The organism is Ornithinibacillus scapharcae TW25 (genome assembly GCF_000190475.1).
Taxonomy (GTDB): Bacteria; Bacillota; Bacilli; order Bacillales; family Amphibacillaceae; genus Ornithinibacillus; species Ornithinibacillus scapharcae.
Genome location: NZ_AEWH01000008.1, coordinates 36,289 through 55,557, shown reverse-complemented (window position 1 = coordinate 55,557; position 19,269 = coordinate 36,289). Strand labels below are relative to the sequence as shown.

Annotated in this window: 23 protein-coding genes and 1 pseudogene; 9 read left to right on the top strand and 15 right to left on the bottom strand. The window is 35.8% G+C overall.

The genetic code is table 11. From position 1 onward, the window contains the following. Positions 1 to 31: 31 nt before the first annotated feature. The 3 genes from G5W_RS0102915 to G5W_RS0102905 form a co-directional block, all read right to left on the bottom strand. Positions 32 to 544, bottom strand: coding sequence for a CueP family metal-binding protein (locus tag G5W_RS0102915; RefSeq protein WP_010094077.1), 513 nt, complete (start codon positions 542 to 544; stop codon positions 32 to 34). 123 nt (positions 545 to 667) lie between these two features. Continuing rightward, positions 668 to 1,588 carry a DsbA family protein gene (locus G5W_RS0102910; RefSeq protein WP_010094076.1) on the bottom strand — a complete coding sequence of 307 codons (921 nt, stop codon included), beginning with the start codon at positions 1,586 to 1,588 and terminating at the stop codon, positions 668 to 670. 21 nt (positions 1,589 to 1,609) lie between these two features. Then, the gene (locus tag G5W_RS0102905; protein WP_010094075.1) at positions 1,610 to 2,167 is read right to left on the bottom strand and encodes an NADPH-dependent FMN reductase; all 558 of its coding nucleotides are present in this window, start codon (positions 2,165 to 2,167) and stop codon (positions 1,610 to 1,612) included. A 170-nt stretch (positions 2,168 to 2,337) separates the two neighbouring features. Here G5W_RS0102905 and G5W_RS0102900 point away from each other — a divergent pair, with 170 nt between their 5' ends. Then, complete coding sequence (locus tag G5W_RS0102900) at positions 2,338 to 2,895, top strand: TetR/AcrR family transcriptional regulator (RefSeq protein WP_010094074.1); 558 nt, start codon at positions 2,338 to 2,340, stop codon at positions 2,893 to 2,895. A gap of 179 nt (positions 2,896 to 3,074) precedes the next feature. On the opposite strand, the gene G5W_RS0102895 is transcribed toward G5W_RS0102900, so the two are convergent. The 4 genes from G5W_RS0102895 to G5W_RS0102880 are packed head-to-tail and all read right to left on the bottom strand — an operon-like array spanning position 3,075 to position 6,903. Then, complete coding sequence (locus G5W_RS0102895) at positions 3,075 to 4,193, bottom strand: ABC transporter permease (protein ID WP_010094071.1); 1,119 nt, start codon at positions 4,191 to 4,193, stop codon at positions 3,075 to 3,077. Beyond that, positions 4,190 to 5,074, bottom strand: coding sequence for an ABC transporter ATP-binding protein (locus G5W_RS0102890; RefSeq protein WP_010094069.1), 885 nt, complete (start codon positions 5,072 to 5,074; stop codon positions 4,190 to 4,192). Before G5W_RS0102890 ends, G5W_RS0102895 begins: the two co-directional genes overlap by 4 nt. A gap of 18 nt (positions 5,075 to 5,092) precedes the next feature. Then, a complete protein-coding gene (locus G5W_RS0102885) occupies positions 5,093 to 6,370 on the bottom strand; it encodes an ABC transporter permease (protein WP_010094067.1) in 1,278 nt (425 codons plus the stop codon). Between the two features lie 23 nt (positions 6,371 to 6,393). Then, positions 6,394 to 6,903 (bottom strand): hypothetical protein, encoded by a 510-nt coding sequence (locus G5W_RS0102880; protein WP_010094065.1) that lies wholly within the window; start codon positions 6,901 to 6,903, stop codon positions 6,394 to 6,396. Between the two features lie 262 nt (positions 6,904 to 7,165). Between G5W_RS0102880 and G5W_RS0102875 the strand changes: the two genes are divergently transcribed. After that, positions 7,166 to 8,440 (top strand): mechanosensitive ion channel family protein, encoded by a 1,275-nt coding sequence (locus G5W_RS0102875; RefSeq protein ID WP_010094063.1) that lies wholly within the window; start codon positions 7,166 to 7,168, stop codon positions 8,438 to 8,440. A 29-nt stretch (positions 8,441 to 8,469) separates the two neighbouring features. On the opposite strand, the gene G5W_RS0102870 is transcribed toward G5W_RS0102875, so the two are convergent. The 7 genes from G5W_RS0102870 to G5W_RS0102840 are packed head-to-tail and all read right to left on the bottom strand — an operon-like array spanning position 8,470 to position 14,260. Beyond that, positions 8,470 to 8,847, bottom strand: coding sequence for a Na+/H+ antiporter subunit G (locus G5W_RS0102870; RefSeq protein WP_010094061.1), 378 nt, complete (start codon positions 8,845 to 8,847; stop codon positions 8,470 to 8,472). Then, positions 8,831 to 9,109 carry a Na(+)/H(+) antiporter subunit F1 gene (locus tag G5W_RS0102865; RefSeq protein ID WP_010094059.1) on the bottom strand — a complete coding sequence of 93 codons (279 nt, stop codon included), beginning with the start codon at positions 9,107 to 9,109 and terminating at the stop codon, positions 8,831 to 8,833. The genes G5W_RS0102870 and G5W_RS0102865 overlap by 17 nt, the downstream gene beginning before the upstream one ends. After that, positions 9,102 to 9,587: a Na+/H+ antiporter subunit E gene (locus G5W_RS0102860; protein ID WP_010094058.1), complete on the bottom strand. Its 486-nt coding sequence runs from the start codon at positions 9,585 to 9,587 to the stop codon at positions 9,102 to 9,104. Before G5W_RS0102860 ends, G5W_RS0102865 begins: the two co-directional genes overlap by 8 nt. Before the next feature lie 28 nt (positions 9,588 to 9,615). Continuing rightward, positions 9,616 to 11,106 (bottom strand): Na+/H+ antiporter subunit D, encoded by a 1,491-nt coding sequence (locus G5W_RS0102855; RefSeq protein WP_010094056.1) that lies wholly within the window; start codon positions 11,104 to 11,106, stop codon positions 9,616 to 9,618. Further along, complete coding sequence (locus G5W_RS0102850) at positions 11,099 to 11,437, bottom strand: Na(+)/H(+) antiporter subunit C (protein ID WP_010094054.1); 339 nt, start codon at positions 11,435 to 11,437, stop codon at positions 11,099 to 11,101. Before G5W_RS0102850 ends, G5W_RS0102855 begins: the two co-directional genes overlap by 8 nt. Then, complete coding sequence (locus tag G5W_RS0102845) at positions 11,437 to 11,868, bottom strand: Na(+)/H(+) antiporter subunit B (RefSeq protein WP_010094052.1); 432 nt, start codon at positions 11,866 to 11,868, stop codon at positions 11,437 to 11,439. The genes G5W_RS0102850 and G5W_RS0102845 overlap by 1 nt, the downstream gene beginning before the upstream one ends. Continuing rightward, on the bottom strand, positions 11,849 to 14,260 hold the full coding sequence (locus G5W_RS0102840) for a Na+/H+ antiporter subunit A (protein ID WP_010094050.1): 2,412 nt from the start codon (positions 14,258 to 14,260) through the stop codon (positions 11,849 to 11,851). The genes G5W_RS0102845 and G5W_RS0102840 overlap by 20 nt, the downstream gene beginning before the upstream one ends. Before the next feature lie 259 nt (positions 14,261 to 14,519). Between G5W_RS0102840 and G5W_RS0102835 the strand changes: the two genes are divergently transcribed. After that, positions 14,520 to 15,209, top strand: coding sequence for a universal stress protein (locus G5W_RS0102835; RefSeq protein WP_010094049.1), 690 nt, complete (start codon positions 14,520 to 14,522; stop codon positions 15,207 to 15,209). 78 nt (positions 15,210 to 15,287) lie between these two features. Here the strand turns inward: G5W_RS0102835 and G5W_RS0102830 are convergent, their stop codons facing one another. Next, positions 15,288 to 15,851, bottom strand: a complete 564-nt coding sequence (locus G5W_RS0102830; protein ID WP_010094046.1) for a tyrosine-type recombinase/integrase — start codon at positions 15,849 to 15,851, stop codon at positions 15,288 to 15,290. Between the two features lie 222 nt (positions 15,852 to 16,073). Here G5W_RS0102830 and G5W_RS0102825 point away from each other — a divergent pair, with 222 nt between their 5' ends. From G5W_RS0102825 to G5W_RS0102800, 6 genes and pseudogenes are all read left to right on the top strand, one after another. Continuing rightward, positions 16,074 to 16,274, top strand: a complete 201-nt coding sequence (locus tag G5W_RS0102825; RefSeq protein ID WP_010094044.1) for a hypothetical protein — start codon at positions 16,074 to 16,076, stop codon at positions 16,272 to 16,274. A gap of 51 nt (positions 16,275 to 16,325) precedes the next feature. Next, entirely contained in the window at positions 16,326 to 16,976 is a 651-nt protein-coding gene (locus G5W_RS0102820; protein ID WP_010094042.1) for a YczE/YyaS/YitT family protein, read from the top strand. A gap of 546 nt (positions 16,977 to 17,522) precedes the next feature. Then, positions 17,523 to 17,666, top strand: a pseudogene (locus tag G5W_RS23125) (ATP-binding protein); the annotation flags it as partial. A gap of 142 nt (positions 17,667 to 17,808) precedes the next feature. Beyond that, positions 17,809 to 18,228, top strand: coding sequence for an MBL fold metallo-hydrolase (locus G5W_RS24140; RefSeq protein ID WP_010094036.1), 420 nt, complete (start codon positions 17,809 to 17,811; stop codon positions 18,226 to 18,228). Next, a complete protein-coding gene (locus G5W_RS24135) occupies positions 18,221 to 18,724 on the top strand; it encodes an MBL fold metallo-hydrolase (protein WP_010094035.1) in 504 nt (167 codons plus the stop codon). Before G5W_RS24140 ends, G5W_RS24135 begins: the two co-directional genes overlap by 8 nt. An 88-nt stretch (positions 18,725 to 18,812) precedes the next feature. Further along, positions 18,813 to 19,016, top strand: coding sequence for a hypothetical protein (locus G5W_RS0102800; RefSeq protein ID WP_010094034.1), 204 nt, complete (start codon positions 18,813 to 18,815; stop codon positions 19,014 to 19,016). The last annotated feature ends 253 nt before the right edge of the window (positions 19,017 to 19,269 follow it).

Genomic DNA, 19,269 nt, shown 5'->3' with positions numbered 1-19,269 from the left:
TAGCTAAGTAATAGCAATCCTCCTTGTTATTTTAAAGTAATTGCATGGTAGTAATACAAGTGTTGTCTCCTTCGAATGTGGAGATTTCAGATGTTGCCGTTTTCCCCTTATGCTTGATCGAAATTTGAAGGTTCTTCTCACGTGGAAGCCATAGGTCGATAAAGCCATTTTCAAAAGATGTCACTGTTTCATCCAAAATTATATTTCCATCCGTATCCTCAATATAAACCTCGAAATCTTCTTCTACTAGTTCACCCTGACAACTGGTTAAACTATGGATTTCGCAAGGATGTGTTGTTTCGATAAAAGGAGCAATTGAAACAAAAAACTCATCTTCAGGTAATTCATAAGTCTTTTTCTCATTATTACTATTCGTAACAATTAGCTCATGCGAAGTGATCGAAGCGGATACGTCTTCAAAGCTACCTACCGTATAATCATGAACGATTTCTTTGATATCTTCGGCTGATTTCCGGGATTCTGTATCATCACAACCGGTTATAAGAAACAGTATTCCAATGATAGAAAACAAGAATTTTTTCACCAATAACAACTCCTGTATGTAAACTTATTTGATTGTATTTTACCATAATGCGTAGATGAAATAAGTCATGTCACGGAATGTTCGAAAAAAGATAGCTCATAGCATACAGCTGTGAGCTTAGGCTTATATATTTACATAGTATTTTTCACCTAGAATTTCCTTTTCTTCATACCTAGCAGTAGCAAGCTCGTTCATTACATATGATGGAAGGTCCTCTGGCATTACATCATACATTACTTCAATTTCTTTTGCAAAAAGAAGTTTTTCTTCCTTAAGTAGATGAGATAAGTGAGGCTGCTTCTTTGGTGTTGGTTCTTCATCAAGCACTTGGGTTAGTCCCGCAACATAGTACTCAAACGGGCGACCACCTACGATTTTAACTCCTTTATTTTCTTCGTTCACCACAATAATTGTTGGGAATCCTCTAGCACCAAGCTTTCTAGTTAAAGCAAAATCTTCGAGAAGTAAATCATGACCTGTTTGGTCACGAGCTTCTTTCACAATAGCATTACCATCAAACTCCAAATGATTAATAATTTCTAGTAGAACGGATTCTTCCCCGATATTTTTATTAAATGCAAATAGTGCTTCTCTGGCGCGACGTAAGTATTCGAATGCTCTTTCATCCCCGTGATGCTTCTGAATGATTTTAAAAACTCGAGATGGTGGGAAAGATGATTGAACCGGATTGTCAATCATTAGGGAACCATCAATCGGCATACGACTATGTTCCCCAACTTCTCTCCAGTGCCCAGCAACATCTGCTGGTTTAAATATTCCATTGGCTGGATCAATCGGGCCATCGTGCCACTTCTCGAGTAGGCCTCCCATAACGGTATGAAAATTAAAATAATGACCATACTGTTTCATCAAACGCCTAAGAGTCGGCTCAATTGCCCAGCAGTGTGAGCAAATTGGATCTGTCACATAATATAGATCGATTGTTTTGTTTGGTTGATTGAAATCAACTAGCTGCATTTCTTCTTCACCTGCCACTCCGCAAACTCCTGTTTCCATATCACAAATCATATTATTTCGTTCCATGTCGCTAATTCTCCCCTAAGATTATCGAATTGTTTTTAATGCTGTTGACCATGCAATCACTTCATCTAATAACTTGATAACAGTTTTCTGATGGAATGGTGCTGGATTGAATTTACTCATATCTTGGAAATCGGTGAATAGGTTCATAGCCACTTGAGTACCTACAGTAGCTACTTTTGGTACGGACAAAATTAATCTTAAGTCATTGGCTGCCGAAACACCGAGTGTTGAACCATAGCTTACAATTCCAGCTGCTTTATTATTCCATTCTTGATATAAGTAATCGATTGCATCTTTCAGTCCAGAAGTAATACCTTTGTTGTATTCTGCTAGTACAAAAATAAATCCGTCTAGTGAATCAATTTTATCAGACCAAGGCTTGGCTTCTGATGCTTGATAATCACGTATCATAATAGCGGTAATAGGTTCGTTAAACTTCGGTAAGTTGTAGTCCTTGATATCGACAAGTTCAAAATCTGCATCGGTTCTTTTCTCAGCAATCGATTTCACCCATTCTGCTACTTGTAGATTTACTCGCGAATCCCTTGTACTTCCTGTAATAATACCTATTTTCATCATTTGAATTCCTCCTAATTACTAAAAGGTTCTAACTGGCTGGTAGAACCTTTTGTTTGCTCCTTATGGTTATCATAGTGGATAATGAAAAACATAAACACCAATACTTTGAGAGATATGTTGTATATCCAACACATTTGGGAAACTGTCGGAAAAGTAGGAGGAGGTTAGACATGACCCAACCGAAAACAGATCCTAGAATTTTACGCACTCGAAAGTTAATCATGGATTCTTTTATAGCGTTATCTAGTAAGAAAGAATTTAAAGATATAACGATTAAAGACATTACATCAGAAGCAATGATTAATCGTGCAACATTCTATTATCATTTTGAGGATATTTATGACTTGTTAGATAAGGCATTATCTGAGGTGTTATTTATTAATTTGAATTGCCAAACCTATGAAGATAGTGATCTAAATGAAGAAACATTGGTTAATCTATTTAAAGCGATAACGGATTTTCAATTATCCTTATCTAATCGTTGCCATCGGGGCTATGAAGATACGATCGCTAGAATCATTCGTGACCAATTAGAAGTTATTTTTCTACGAATGCTAGAAAGAGAGCGTCCGAAAGTTGATATAGAACAACTGAAAGTACCTGCAACAATGTTGAGTTGGGGGTTGTATGGCGCGTCGGTAGAATGGGGAAGGAATCAATCTGTTACACCTGAGAAGTATATAAAGTCGGTAGGTCCTTTTCTGCAGGGCGGGTTAGTTCGAAGTTAAGGTTAATAGGCATGGATCCTAATTGGAGAGGTGATGAGTTGGTTTCATCACCTTCGTCATGTTGAGAAATGGAGAATATGAACAACCTTCCTCTGACAAGAAAAAAACTGTAGAATTAATACATATGTAAAAAGCATTCACCTCAATCTTGAGTGAATGCCCTCCACATACTTATTATTTTAATCCACCTTACTAGTTTTAATTTTCTGTCTAGCTATGATGTATAATATAAAGCTTACTAGGAAGATGATTGGAATCCCTTGATACCACTCATGACCATTCTGGAATAATATCGTTTCTTCTGGTAATAAGTATTGGAAAGGATTAATCCATAGAATTGGGTCCCATGTAATCAATGTATTTATCCCATATCCAATCACTAATGTAACTAGGACAGCGAAAGTTGTAGCAAGTGTATTTTTGATAAAAAGGCTGTAGAGTATCGTTAGTGCGATGACAAATAACATAGTTAAACTGACAACTATTAAGGCAATAGTTATATATTCGGTAAGAGTCATAAAGTTAATCTCAGTATCTTTTTCCATAAGAATCGGATAATGGAATTGTCCTTTATCACCAAAAATTAAGCCTATCAAATAGTTAGCTACAATCATTATTAATGTTGTTAGGATATAAAGAATGATAGAACTACTAAATTTACTCGTAATAATATCGGTACGCTTTAATGGTTGTGTAAACAAAAGATTTATGGATCGGCTTTCAAATTCTGATGACATTGTCTCACCGATTAACAGTAGAACTAAGAGGATAGCTCCGTAGTTTACAAATAAATCTACTACTTGTTTCATAAAGTTTGGTAAAGCCAAACTGTAAGTCTCATGTTCCGGAGGAATATTCTGAGCCAGTAGCTCTTGGTTCAAGGCAAGTTTATGATTGATTTCTTGATAGGTTAGGGGGTGATCCCCTTTTGCTTCCTTATATTCGAGTATGATAGTTAGGAACTCGTTTTCTAAATTTAGCTTCACTTGCCAGTCATCCGAACCAATATTCGAGCGAATATTATATAATATATCAATGGACTTACTGTTGAGAACAAGTTTGTTCATTTCTTCTTCATTTTCAGGATCGGCTTCTACTATGCCATTATGCATCTTGGAATTACTAAAGCCAACCTCTAACCACTCATCGACTTTTTCTTGCTCCTGTTTTTCTATGTAGGATTGAAAGATTACATTCCGAATGAACAAAAAGGAAATAGCCAGTATGACTCCAATGATAATATACAAGAATTTTTTACTAAACAGTGTTTTCTTTAACTCAAAGCCCAATAATCTCATGAGGATAACTCCTGTTCAAATAATTCTCGGTATCGTCTTTCGGCTCCAATCTTCTGGTTTTCAATGTCCTGAATAGTAATATCGTTTTGATTTAAATGATTAATGACTGTTTGGATTTCAATCATTTTCTCTTCCAGTTCAAGTTGATTTTGGTTATTTATGGTAAAGGGTATTTTCTGTTCAGATAAAATTTTCTTTGCCTTTTCTGGGTTATTAACGGTCATGATATAATTTTTGGTTGAAAAATCCTGAAGTGATTCTTTTAATAACGCACCATCCTTCATGAAATAGATGATGTTGGTCAGACGGTCTATTTCATCTAGGTTATGAGACGATACAATAATGGTCGTCCCTTCCTTGTATAATTCAAGTAAAATATTCCGCATATTGATTGCACTTGTTGGGTCCAGTCCATTTAAAGGTTCGTCCATTAGTAATAATTTGGGCTCATTGATTATAGCCATTGCTAATAATAAGTGCTGCTTCATCCCAAGTGAATAATTACGTACTCTTTTCTTTAAGTAGCTTTCCATACCTACTCTTCTCGCTACTTCTTTGATTTTTGTAAGGGGTAACTTTTGGATAGTACAGATGAATTTTAAATGGTCATATCCTGTTAGATTTCCATATAAAATACGATTATCTTGTAAATAGGAAACATCATAAAATAGGGATGCATCTGTGTATTTCTTTCCTAACAGCTCTATTTTTCCTTCCGTAATAGAAAGTAGATTTGTCATACAGTTTAGCATTGTTGTTTTACCGGAACCATTTGGTCCGACTAGGGCTATAATTTGCGGGGATTCGATTTGAACATCGATTCCCTTTAGTACAAGCTGCTTTTTATAACGCTTTTTTAGTCCTTTTACTTCTACTATCATATTTACACTCCCAATCTACTAATTACTTTTTCGATACTGTATAACAGATATAATATAGGTGATTAGCAATAAGGCTACACTTGAGATACTCAAGGAAACCATTCCATTCACATAAGAAATATTAAAGTTTTCCATTGTAAGGGCTAGTTCATTTGTTAAAACGTTAAAAACAGAAAAGTACTGAAAAGGTATATAGTGAGCAATAGTAGAAGTCACAAGTTCTTTACTCATGCCAATCCCAATCAATAATATTCCAAGAGTTAGCCCTGTTGTGATTAATGATCGTTTCGTCAAAATAGAGAAGAGGATTAGGATAGAATAGCAAAAAATTAGAATGAGTAGAAACAGACTGCTTGCTTTTAGAAGAAATGTACCCATTCCCATCAACGTGAAAGTCCTCTCTTCGCCATAGATTAGAACTGGATAATCCCAATCGCCTATTCGGTCGAATAATCCCCCTACAATGATGGAAAATGCTATTATACTAATGAGCGTTATGGAGCTGAACACAATAGTAGTTAAAAACTTACTTGCTAATATTTTGTCTCGATGTATTGGTTGCGTTCTAAGTAGATGGATTGGACCGTTTCGACCTAGTCCTTCCTTTGTTACGATATCACCAAAGAGGAATAGGAAAAATATGACCCCGACGAATCCGAACGATATTTCAAATAATCGATAAAGATAATGGATACTGCTTGATGAATATTTGATGCTGTTTTTTCTGAATGTTTCCATTATCATTTCTGCTTCAGCGGGACTGGTGCTAATGACTTCCTTATCATAAAGTGTTACATAAGAAAAATGTCTATCAACTGGTAATAGAGGAGTTATTTCATTATTCTGCATCCATTTACTTATTGCAACATAGGTATCCAATGTAAATAATGTTGGATGACTGAAGGTGTGGGTTTGACCATTGTATCGCATACTACCCGCATCTGCTTCTGCTTCATCAATTTCTTGCTGTAAGATTGCTTGCCAATTTTCATCGTTATACAATTCTAATTTATTTTGTTCTCCCACTAACCACTCCTCGTAAAACGTGATGTTATTTTTCAATTCTGTCGCCTCTGCGCCTTCAGCGGTTTTTAATGTTTCTCGTTGCTTATTCAGGTCTTGTTCAGTAAATTGTATGGTACTCTGTATAGATTGAATCTCATCTTCAATGCGGGTTGTATTGACATAGGTGAAGGCATAAAAACCGATACAGAAGAGTATAAGTGCTACAATTAAAATTCGGGCAAAGTTAGATCTTCCTATTTTTTTAAATTCGAATAACATTAGTCGAAACATTAATTCACCTCCGATTTGATGCGTTATTGAACTCTGAGAGAAAATGCATAGTATGCTTGGCCAGTATAATAGCCATCCCATTGTAGCTTCATAGAATAATAGTACAATCCTTCTTCCATTGGCGCTGTTATTTGATAATCGGTCGCCTCCACAGTCAGTTCTTCATTTCCTTTCCATAGCTTTAGTTCTGAAATGTCTGGAGTATAGATTTCTTTTGATTCAGGGATGCTATCTGTTGTTATAGATATCTGGAATACATCACCTGGTCTAACGCGCAATGGGGGAGGGTTTGACGATACAACTTCCTGTGGTGGATTAGGGGTAAGTGAGCAGAGACTTTCCTCCTTTAAGCACCAGACGTCTTTATAGACTGGACCGGCAATATCTCCAGCTATAATATCAATCATTGGTAATCTTATTTCTTGATTGGAATTTTTGGATTCTGGTACTTCTTTTTTACTGGTTTCTTCATTGGAACACCCTACTAATACAGCAAATACTAATAGTACGATAGCAATTAAACGTTTTGACATTTGTTTATCTCCTCGTTAAATAATTTAAACAGTTATGGATTTTATACATAGCTACTTCGATAGAGCTATATAATTGGAAATACAATGAAACCAAAAAGTAACATTATTGTAATATAATACATTATATTCTGAAGAATTAAAATGATAAAATATAATATTGCAGATTTTTTCTTTTAATTTCTGGATTTGGGGACAAGGGACCTGTCCCCATGTCCCAAATTTGATATAATTGTAAGTGTTATTCTTATTTTTGGAGGTTATTATGGATTTTGTGAATGAGTGGATTTCGACATTTGATTTACCTGCTCGAGTCGATGTTATTCTTGTAGGGTTGATTAAGATAATGATCATTGGGTTGATCTGTTTGATTGCAAACTTTATTACGAAGAAGGTTGTTGTTAATGTTGTCACCCGAATTATAACGAAAAATAAAATTACCTGGGACAATGTATTGTTGGAGAGAAGAATTTTTCAAACCTTGTCGCATATTGTGCCGGCGATAATCATTTATTTTGCATCAGAAATTAATGAATTTGAGGATTACCAAACGATTATCCAGAGATTATCGGTAACCTATATCATTATTATCGGCTTAATCGTTCTAACAAGATTATTAAACGCTGTCAATGATATTTATCGGACATTTGAAATTTCGAAGACTAGGCCAATCAAAGGCTATATTCAGGTAGCAAATATTGTTATTGTAGCAATTGGTGCTATCCTCATTATTGCGAATCTAATTGGAGAGAGTCCATTTATTTTGCTTGGTGGAATTGGTGCACTTTCTGCAGTTATTATGTTGGTATTTAAGGATTCAATTTTAGGATTGGTTGCTGGTATACAGCTAACTACTAATGATATGGTACGTGTTGGGGACTGGATTGAAATGCCGAAGTATGGTGCTGATGGTGATGTAATAGATATTACGTTAAACACAATCAAGGTGCAGAACTTCGATAAGACGATTACGATGATTCCAGCGTATGCACTTGTGTCTGATTCTTTCATCAATTGGAGAGGTATGGTTAACTCCGGTGGAAGAAGAATTAAGCGCTCAATATTTATTGATAAAACGAGCATAAAATTCTGTTCTCCGGAAATGATTGAAAAGCTAAAGGAAATACAACTCCTAAAGGAACATATAGAGACTCGAGAAAAGGAAATAGAAGAATACAATGAAACACATAATGTGAGCAGGACCAACCCTGTCAACGGAAGGGCGCTTACAAATATTGGTGTGTTTCGAGCATATATAACGAATTATTTAAAACACCATCCAGGAATACATCAGGAAATGTCATTAATGGTACGGCAGTTAGCTCCAACAGAAAATGGCTTGCCGTTAGAAATCTATGCTTTTAGTAATGATACGGCTTGGGCAGTTTATGAATCAATTCAGTCCGATATTTTTGATCATCTATTTGCAGTTGCATCAGAGTTTGGGCTAAGAGTATTCCAAAATCCAACCGGGAATGATATGCGCTTTATTGCGGGTGAAATGACAAGGGAAACCGGAGTTCGGGAACCTTTACAATAAAAAATGGGGATAGTCCCTCCTTATAGATACTAAGGAGAAGGGCTATCCCCACTTTGTTTTTCGTTGACAGTAAAGTATTCTTTTAATTCATCCTCTGCACTAGTTTGCGTCAGAGGTACATCTGCCCGGTAGGCTGCACGACAAATTACATGTGCAGCAACTGGTGCAGTTAGAAACACAAAAACTATTCCTAGAATTAGTCGGATGCTGAAATACCCCTCTGAAATAAGAAAATAAAGCAAGGTTCCGATTAGGATAAATAACACTCCAACAGTTGAGCTTTTAGATGCCGCATGGGAACGGGTATAAACGTCCGGTAATCGAACTAACCCAACGGAACTAATTAAACTGATTAAGGTTCCAAGGAATATAAGGACCCCAGCTATGACCTCAGCGCTTTCGCTCAATGACAACACCTCTTTCAATAAAACGAGCAAATGCAATCGTTCCAATAAAGGATAGAATACCAATCAATAAGATTAATTCAAAGAATGCATGTGTATTCATATACACCGAAAAGATTGCAATCCCCGCAATTAAATTAATGCCGATAGAGTCCAATGCCTGCACACGATCAGCGCTCGACGGCCCTTTTACGACACGGAAAATATTTAAAAGAACTGCACATGTTAAAATAACAAGTGATAAAATCATTAAGATATCAAACATATTTTCTTGTCACATCCTTAATTGCCCGTTCGAAGATTACCTGTGATTTCAATACGGAATCTTTTGATTCTGGTATGTCCATAGCGTGAACATAGAGACTTTTACCATCGGGCGTTACCTCCATGACCACTGAGCCAGGTGTAAGACAAATGAGAAGGGAAAGTAGGGTGATTTCTACATCTCCTTCTAAGTCCGTATCAATTCTAAAAATCCCAGGTGTAATATTGATTTTTGGACGTAGCACTTGCTTAATGACGACAAAGGCTGAGCTTAATAGCTCCCTTGTAAAGACAAACAACAGTTTAAATGCTGCCCATATAAATAGGGCATAAAAAGGCTTTTGGTAAAATCGGCGCATGAAAAATAGTATGATTAAGCCGACAATATAACCACTTAAAAAGCTTAGAAATCGCCATTCATCCTGGAAGAACATCCATAGGAAAGCAATAAATATATTAACTAATATTTGAAATGGCATCACTGCTCTTCCTTTCGTTTATAATTGCTTAAGGGATATCATTCCCTGCAAAGACAGCATCAATATAGATGCTAGGATCCATTAGCGCTTCTACTGCTATCTCAATATAGGAATTAATCATTTCTGGTCCTATCCCAAGTAAGACTGTTAAGGCGGTTAACACTGCAATAGGGAGCATGACACCTCTTGTAGTACCTTTTTCGTCTTCCTCACTGATGATAGTTTCACCCCAAAAAGCATTCATAAATATTTTCATGACAGAATATAGAATCATTAGGCTCGATAATAGACCAATTGCCCCCAACCAGTAAAACTCGGCTTCAAAGGCACCTCTTGTAATAAAAATCTTTCCTATAAATCCACTTAAAGGTGGGATTCCAATCAAGGATAGTGCTGCTATAAAGAACATCCATCCAAGTGCAGGATGATTTCGAATTAATCCACTCATCTCTTTTAAATTAGTTGTTCCAGTGAGATAAACAATGACGCCACCTATTAGGAAGATTAGTGCTTTGACAATCATGTCATGGATTAAGTAGTAGATAGACCCCAATGTTCCTGCATCTGTAAAGGCAGCAAGTCCAGCTAAGATAAATCCTGCCCCGATAATAACGTTATAGGTTAATATCTTATTAATATCCCAATAACCAACAGCACCAATTCCACCCAATAACATCGTAAGTGCGGCTAATATCCCGATCATAAGGTGGGTGATTTGCGGCTCATGATAGAAAATTAACGTAAACATACGAATAATCGCATAGATTCCTACTTTTGTCAGTAAAGCAGCGAATAAAGCAGACACAGGTGTTGGTGGAACACTATAGGAACCAGGTAACCAGTAAAATAAAAATAGTCCTGCCTTAATACCGAATACTAGTAGAAATAATATAGCAACTGTTGTCATAAACCCGTCTTGACCTGCCTCAGCAATTCTTACGGAGATATGGGCTAAGTTTAAGGTGCCAGTACTGGAATACATATAAGCAATTCCAATTAAGAAGAATGCAGATGATAATATATTGATAATGACATACTTCATCGTTTCGCGTAGCTGTTTCTTTTTTCCACCAAGTGATATGAGTACATATGAAGCCAGTAGTAACACTTCAAAAAAGACATAAAGATTAAATAAATCGCCTGTTAAAAATGAACCATTCACTCCAGTAATTAATAGCAGGAATAAAGAATAATAATAATGATTCTCCCGCTCCTTACCGATGGTCTTGAAGGAAAACATAACACAACAAAATGCAACAATACTTGTTGTTAAGACAAGTAATATCGAAAACATATCTGCCACTAAACCAATTCCGAATGGTGCCTGCCAGCCACCTAATTGTAAAGTCTGTATTCCATCATTTGATATTTGGTTCATGATAATGATGGTTATTCCAGCAACCACAGCTAAAACAATCACACTCAAGAGTCGTTGAACTCGTATATGATTACGTAAAAGTACAAAGATTAGCGCTGTTATTAATGGCAAAATAACAGGCCAGATAAGAAGGTTATTCATGTTCATTTCCCCTTAAGTTGTTAAAGTCATCGGTACCATGCTTTTTATAGGTTCGATAGCTTAACACGAGCAAGAATGCTGTGACAGCAAAGTTAATCACGATAGCGGTCAATATTAATGCTTGTGGTATAGCGTCGGTAAAGTCATGATTTCTCTCTGATAAGAGTGGAGGCCCACCACTCTTCAGTCCTCCCATGATGATAATCATTAAGTTAATTGCATGACTAATCAGCGAGAGACCTAGGATAATTCTTAACATCTGATTCGTTAGAATTAAATAAGTACCGATGGTGAACAGTATTCCTATGACGATTGCCATTAATCCTTCCATTATAATTCATCCTCACTTATGCTAGTAATGATTGTGACAGCCGTCCCAATCACCGCAAGAGCAACCCCTACATCAAACAGTACGGCAGTTGCTAATTCTGTTTCTCCAAATATGGGTATATTAAAATATCCAAATGTTTGCTCTAAGAAATTATCGCCGTAAATCATTCCTGCTAGACCAGTAAAAATTGCAATTAATACACCAATGGCTGCCATTTTTTTATAATCAATTGGCAGGTTCTTCTCTATCCTCTCAATATCAAAGGATAGGTAAAGCAGGACGATTCCTGCGGCTGTCGTTAATCCACCGATAAAGCCACCACCTGGAAAATGGTGTCCTGCCCAGAATAAATCAATGGAAAAGGTGAATATAATCACGGCAGCTAATTTCGTTACCGTATTTAAAATGACATCATTCGGTTTCAGCTTCATCGGTATCACTTCCTTTTGAGCGTAGTTTAATTAATGTGTAGACACCAATTCCAGCAATAAATAGTACAGCTATTTCTAGCATCGTATCAAAGCCTCTAAAGTCTACCAGTATTGCGTTGACAATGTTTTTTGCTCCTGCAAGCTCATAAGCATTTTCAAAGAACTCTGTTATTGGTGTAAATAGCTTATGCCCAGTAGCTACCAATGTCAGGATGGTAACCGTAACTCCGACAAGGATAGATACGATAAGGTTTGTCAATTTGAATTTCACTTTTTCAACCTTTTTTCCGAGCTTTGGTAGATGGTAAAAACATAATAAGAATAATGCGGTTGTAGCTGTTTCTACTACCATCTGGGTTAAAGCTAAGTCAGGTGCTCTAAAGATAACAAATAACATGACAACAAGATAACCTACCGCCCCTAGTGAAACAATTGCCGTTATTCTGTTTCTGGTAAATAAGGTTGTAAGTGCTGCGACTATCATTGCCAATAATATGCCAACATCATAGATCGTTACATAGGCATAATTTGAAAAATCAAAGTCTATTGCATTCAATGTAATTAAAGCAAGCGCTAGAACAGAAAATACAAAGACAAAGATATAAATTAAATAATGCCGGATAGACCCTGTCATGTATCGATTAGTAAAGGAAACAGATCTTTTCTCCATATTTTCTAAGCTTGAACTGTATAAGTAATTCAGATTCAAATTTTCTGGTAGAACACGGAAAGCGATATTCCACTTTTTAATCGATACAAACAACAGCAATCCTAAAACGATAACACCTATAGTCATATAAAGCTCTGGACCAAATCCATGCCAGGCAGTGATCTTAAATGGTTTCTCTAAGTCAGGAACGATTGATGCGATAGCCGGGTTTAATATATATTGACCTAAGATGTTCGGGAAAAAGAATATAAGAACAACTAAGCTACCAAGGATGATTGGTGGGATTAGCATTCCAATAGGAGCTTCATGTACCTTTTCCTTAGGAAGTCGATCTGGCTTGAATGTACCTAAAAACGGTCTAACCAATAAAATCATGCAATAGATAAACGTAAATATACTCGCAATCCATGCCAGAATTGGGCAACCATTAGCCAGCCACTCTAAACTGAACATATCAACTTCTGATGCTTGTAGCATTCCAGTAAAGAACATTTCTTTACTGAGAAAGCCGTTGAATGGAGGTAATCCAGCCATTGAAAGACTGCCAATTAACGCGATCGTAAATGTAATCGGCATGATAGAAAGTAATCCGCCTAATCTACGTATGTCACGTGTCCCTGTTTCATGGTCAATGATTCCGACAACCATAAATAATGCACCCTTGAAGGTGGAATGGTTGAATAAATGGAAGATGGCTGCAAATAATGCAAAAGCATAGAGCTGTTGGCTCTCACCGGGATTAAAATAAAATGCTGCAGAGCCTACACCAAGTAGACTCATAATTAATCCCAGCTGACTAATCGTAGAAAAGGCTAATAATGCTTTTAAGTCGGTTTGTCGGATGGCTCTTACTGAACCATAAAATAATGTAATAACACCTATCCCAACGACTAACCAGAACCATGTTGCACTTCCGCCAAAAATAGGTGTCATACGTGCAACTAAATAAATCCCTGCTTTCACCATCGTTGCGGAGTGTAAATAAGCACTAACAGGTGTTGGGGCCTCCATTGCATCTGGTAACCATATACTAAATGGGAACTGTGCTGATTTTGTAAAGGCACCTAGTAAGATTAGAAGTAGTGCTGGTATAAACAAGGCACTTTCTTGGATTAAGTCTACATTAGCAATCATTTCTCTTAGGCTGTACGTATCTGTAATCATCACAAGCAAGATTAGACCGGCTAGCATTGCGAGTCCGCCGAATACTGTAATAATCATTGCTTTTAATGCACCTTCACGTGATTTTTTGCGCTCATACCAATAGGCAATTAGTAAGAAGGAAGATACACTTGTAAGCTCCCAAAGGGTATATAGAACAAAGACATTGTCAGAACTCACAAGACCAAGCATTGCCCCCATAAATAGAAGTAAATAAATATAGAAATTGTGGAGTGCTTCTCGATTTTTATCCATATAGAAGATGGAATAAATAACAACTAAAGCACCAATTCCACTAATAATGAGCCCAAACATGAGGGCTAACCCATCCATATATATATCAAAATTAATTTCTAAGGATGGAATCCAAGGCATAGAAATTAAGATATTTTCTCCATTCGAAATAGAAGGTATTTGTAACAGTAAATTAATAAAAATAAATACTGGTACTAATACCACAAACCAGCCTGTATGGATTTTATGATTAAACGATCGATAGATAAATGGAACAACGATTGCTGCTATAAATGGTAATAAAATAGTAAAGTGCAAAAAACTCAAAACTTCCACTCCCTGAAAAAACACTTTTTTCATAAAATTAATGTTTTCAATTATTGGATTGACTGTATGAACAGCATAATGATATAGTCATACATAGTTTAATAATATCTTTAGTTTTTATTTATAAAGTTAGGATATATATTTTTAAAATTAAATGTATGGAATAACATGTATTAAGCTATACCAATTATGAAAAAACTACTTGTTCGACGGTGAGGTCGAAACAGTGTTTTTTAAAATTTCTTGAGGTGAATATATTATGGAAACGATAAAAGGTCGTATAGATGAAAGCATATTAGTATGTGTACACTACGGCCCAAATGGAGAACGTCTTATCAAGCGCGGCTGTAGCATAGCTAAAATGTTAGGGTGCCCGTTATATATTCTTACAGTTGATACGAAGCCCTTTGACGAGATGGACGCAGAAAAGACGTTTTATATTGATAGCTGGAAACAGCTAGCAGAAGACCATAATGCTACTGAGTTTATTATCAAAGATAATGAGAAAAGACCTGTTTCAAAGGTAATTGCAGAAGTTGCCAGAGATAAGCATGTATCTCAAATTATCCTTGGTCAAACCGCACAAAGCCGATGGGAACAAATTACAAAGGGATCCTTAATCAACACACTTTTACATGACATCCCATTTGTAGATTTGCATATTATTTCGGTAACACGCTACATCCGGAATGAAAATGGTCAGTTCCAGCGAGGAACAAGAGCCTACATCACAAAGGAAGGCGAGCAGTATCGTTTAAGCTTTAAACATTCTCCCGAAGTAGACTATGAAGGTATTTTCTTCAAAGAGCAAGGTACTGATTTTGATAATGGTATCTTCAAATTTATGAAAGACCGTGAAATGTTTAAGGTACGAGTAACCGATGGGATTGTTAAAGAATTGAAAAAGGTAGAAATGAATGTAGATTACGAGCATGAAAGTAAATCATAATAGTAACTCTCCTTCTTTAAGGGGAGTTTTTTTTCTGCAGAATTCCCTATTGTTTCCTGATTAACTAGTTGGGAATACTTATAAGTTAACATCGACCTTGATGAGTCTTTTTTCTTCCTCAGTAATTCCGATATACTTTAATGTTTCCGTTCGCGAGTTATGGTGGAACAGTGTCATTAAAATAGATATCGCTACACCCTTACGATATGCATGATAACCAAAGGTCTTACGGAGTGTGATAATCCCAATTTTACCTTCTACTCCAGCTGCTTTTGCTGCCTGGTTAATTACGCGATAAGCTTGTTGACGCGTAATAGGCTTGTTGTTTTTTTTCGAAATAAATAGGTAGTCTGTTTGTGTTAAGTGTCCATCCCCAAGATAACTAGCTAAACTGCTTTGCACCTTGCTATTTAAATAATAGGCTTGTGTTTCACCAGTTTTCTCATCCTGGACATAGAGAAATTCCTTAGCCTGTTGGCCATCCCAAACATCCTCTACTCTTAGCTCCAGTAAATCCTGACCTTTAATGCCTGTATTAATTCCAACTACAAACATCACATAATCTCTAAGCGAGCTTGCTTTTAATATATTTTTCATTTTATTTATTTTTGAGACGTCCTTAATAGGAACTACATATTCCATCGTTTTACTCTCCATTAATGTTACATAAAATAATTTTAGCATAGGTTTTGTAACATCAGCAATTCTGATGTATGTGACAGAATTGTGAACGGAAACTCATATACTATTTACTTTTTAATATTTGAAATCTAGATATAGTATTATCAGGTAATAAGAAACTATGAATTGAGTTTGTATGATACAATGAGAAAAACGTTTTTTAGTTACCGAGGGGGATTTTGCATGAATAATAGAAAGACAGAAGCTTGTCCAAAATGTGGTTCTAATGATTTAGGTAAAGGAGAGCATGCTGGTTATGCACTAATGACGCCGGTAAATAAAATGAGTTTTGGATCCAAAATTGAATATTTACTTTGTACAGATTGTGGTTACATTATAGAAAGCTATGTGAAAAAACCACAGAAATTTAAAGATACCATCTAGAATGGTAAAGTAGGTCAATAACCAAGCAAACTTGAGAAAGAAGGTTTTTTAGTGATTCGCACCATTCGTTGGCTATTTTACATGGCTGGTTTATTGATTTTTAGTTATGGGATAACAATTGCATTGAAGCTACAATATTTAGGTATACACCCATGGGATGTATTGAATGTAGCGTTATATGAAAGACTCGGCCTAACCATTGGTACGTGGGCAATCATTATCTCATTATTTTTAATTGTTGTTTCATGGTTTCTCGATAAGAGTTACATAAAATTAGGAACGTTCCTTAATGCTATCCTTGTGGGAGCATTTGTCGATATGTTTCTGTGGATTGATTTCCTACCAAATGCCACCCATACATGGGCAGATTATTTCATCATGATTGTTGGAATTATCGTGATGGGCTTTGGTGGAGGGTTATATAATTCAGCCGAGATCGGTGCTGGACCCCGGGATGGCTTCATGTTGTCAATCTCAGATAAGCTAGGAAAGTCTGTTGGATTAGTACGGATCGTTGTTGAATCGTTCGTGCTGGTCATTGGATTACTATTAGGTGGACCAGTATTCCTATTTACGTTTATTTTTACTTTTGTTCAAAGTCCTGTATTTGCATTCACATTGAAAAAATTTAAAGCAATCATAGTATTGCTGGATAAGCGGAATAATAAGAAAGAGTTTACCCAAACCCATACTAGTGCATAAAAATCCAAAGGTGAGTAATTCGCCTTTGGATTTCTTTTGTTTAGTAGGGAGGATTGATATGAATATGTCACTGATGCGCGTTATCAAATATATTTGGAGCGAGATTTTAGTGAAAAGGTAGCTGAACTTTATATTTCCTATTCCTTTTACTTATGTAAGTAACATATAATGGAACTAATTAAATTAGTAGAATATTGAGATAGGGGTGGTTCCAATTAATAGTTTATCAAGAATCATAGGGATAGCAGGAGGATTACTCAGCATAATCCTATGGACCATTTTTAACTTTTATAATCCATACGCCAATCAAGTTGAAGTCGATTCAATCATAATAACGTTTTTTATGTTATTACTTCCTGCAGCTCTAGCAATCATCGCCTTGATCATATCTAAACCGTTATTACTTTTATGTGCTTTTGTTTGGGCAGCACCCTTTAGTTTATATTTAGTATTTACACCAGGGGTATTTGCATTATTTGGAGTTACTTGTATGGTCTATCTGGTAAGTTTTCTATTAATTAAATTACCATTAACAAAATGATGTTATTGGAGGATACGATGAAAAGATTAGTAATCATGACTGTTGGTAAAACACATAGTAGAAAAACTACGTTTGCTAGACTGTTAGAACAAGAGCTTGGAAATTCTTTCGTCATGGATCAAGATAACCATGCGGAATTCATTAATACCTTAACTCCGTCAGTACAAATAAATTCCTGACTATAGATGTAGTCACGATTAATATCCAGATTTTCATAAAAAAATGTAAACGTGAAACCAACTTATTGGAAGGACGTATAAAGACATAGATAATCTGAAAGGGAGGAAGGGTATGACTGAATTTTATTCAAGGCATTTTCACCTTGAAAAAGTAAGTGAAGGCATATATGCGGCAATTGTAAAGGACGGCGGTGGAGCAATTGGAAATGCTGGGTTCGTAGATTTAGGGGACAAGACGCTAGTATTTGATACATTTCATACACAGCAAGCAGCAGAAGATTTGAGGGAAATAGCAGAGCACATTACGAATCAATCTGTTTCATGGGTCATTAATAGTCATTTTCATGGTGACCATATTAGAGGAAACCAAGTGTTTAGAGATTGTCAAATTGTATCGAGTCATACTACACTTGAGCAAATGAAGGAAGACCATACAGAAAGAATTGCTAAACAAAAAGCCGATTTGGATGGATTGAGGAATTATATTCAATCACTTGAGAATTCTTCAGAGTTCCAAAATAAGAATGATTAGTTTTCTAAAAGAACTTGAAATTTCACTCCCCAACTTAGAATTAGTTTTACCTCAAGTTACATTTACTCACGAATTTACCATTCTCGGATCAAAGTGTACTGCCAGAATCATGACGCCCGGTGGTGGTCATTCACCTTGTGATTCTTTTCTCTATATACAGGAAGATGACATTATTTTTATGGCTGACCTTCTATTTGTCGGTATGCACCCATCTTTCTTTAATTATTCCAACCCGCTACAATGGACAAATATTTTAAATGAGATCATGAAGCTCCCCATAAAAAATGCCGTACCTGGGCATGGATCAGTAGGAACGATAGACGATATTAACAAATTAAGGAACTACATAAGTGTTATGAAAAGTTTATCCAGAGAAAATATAAACGTTGATGAAGTTTCCATTCCTGATGAATACAGGGATTGGATTACCATAAATATTGATCCTCATGAACTATTTATTAGAAATTTAGAGACGTTAAGCAAATTATTAACTTAAGCTAACATCAAGCTCATATAACAAGGCAGTATCCCCTCTCAAAGTAAGGAAATCGTTCTCCCATTATAAATTCGAGGTGATGAATTGGATGAATGAGCCGATAGTTTTACCAACTATGATATTGATTTTAATTTTACTCTTATTGGTTATTCTGGTTGCTATTACAGTAGTTAACACTAAAAATAGAGCGATAAAAAATAACAGCAACGAAAAAATGGATATCGATGTTATAAAAAGAGTGAAAACCTTAGAAAAAGAAGTAGAAAATGTTAAGCAATCTATCAAAAGATGAGTCAATACTGCAAGTATCAATTTGAACTTCTATACAGTAAACCATAAGAAATTGCTCTGTATATAAGCTGAAAAAACTAAGGAATTAACGTTTCCAAATTTGGATAGGAGGACTAGTTCTATGAAATATATATCAAGAAATCATATAAACCTTGGTTTTCTATTCATCTTGCTATTTAGCATTTCACTAGTCCTGGGTAATTTTTTTTTATTATTTCTTCATATTTACTGGCGTATTTTTAATCTCGTATTTG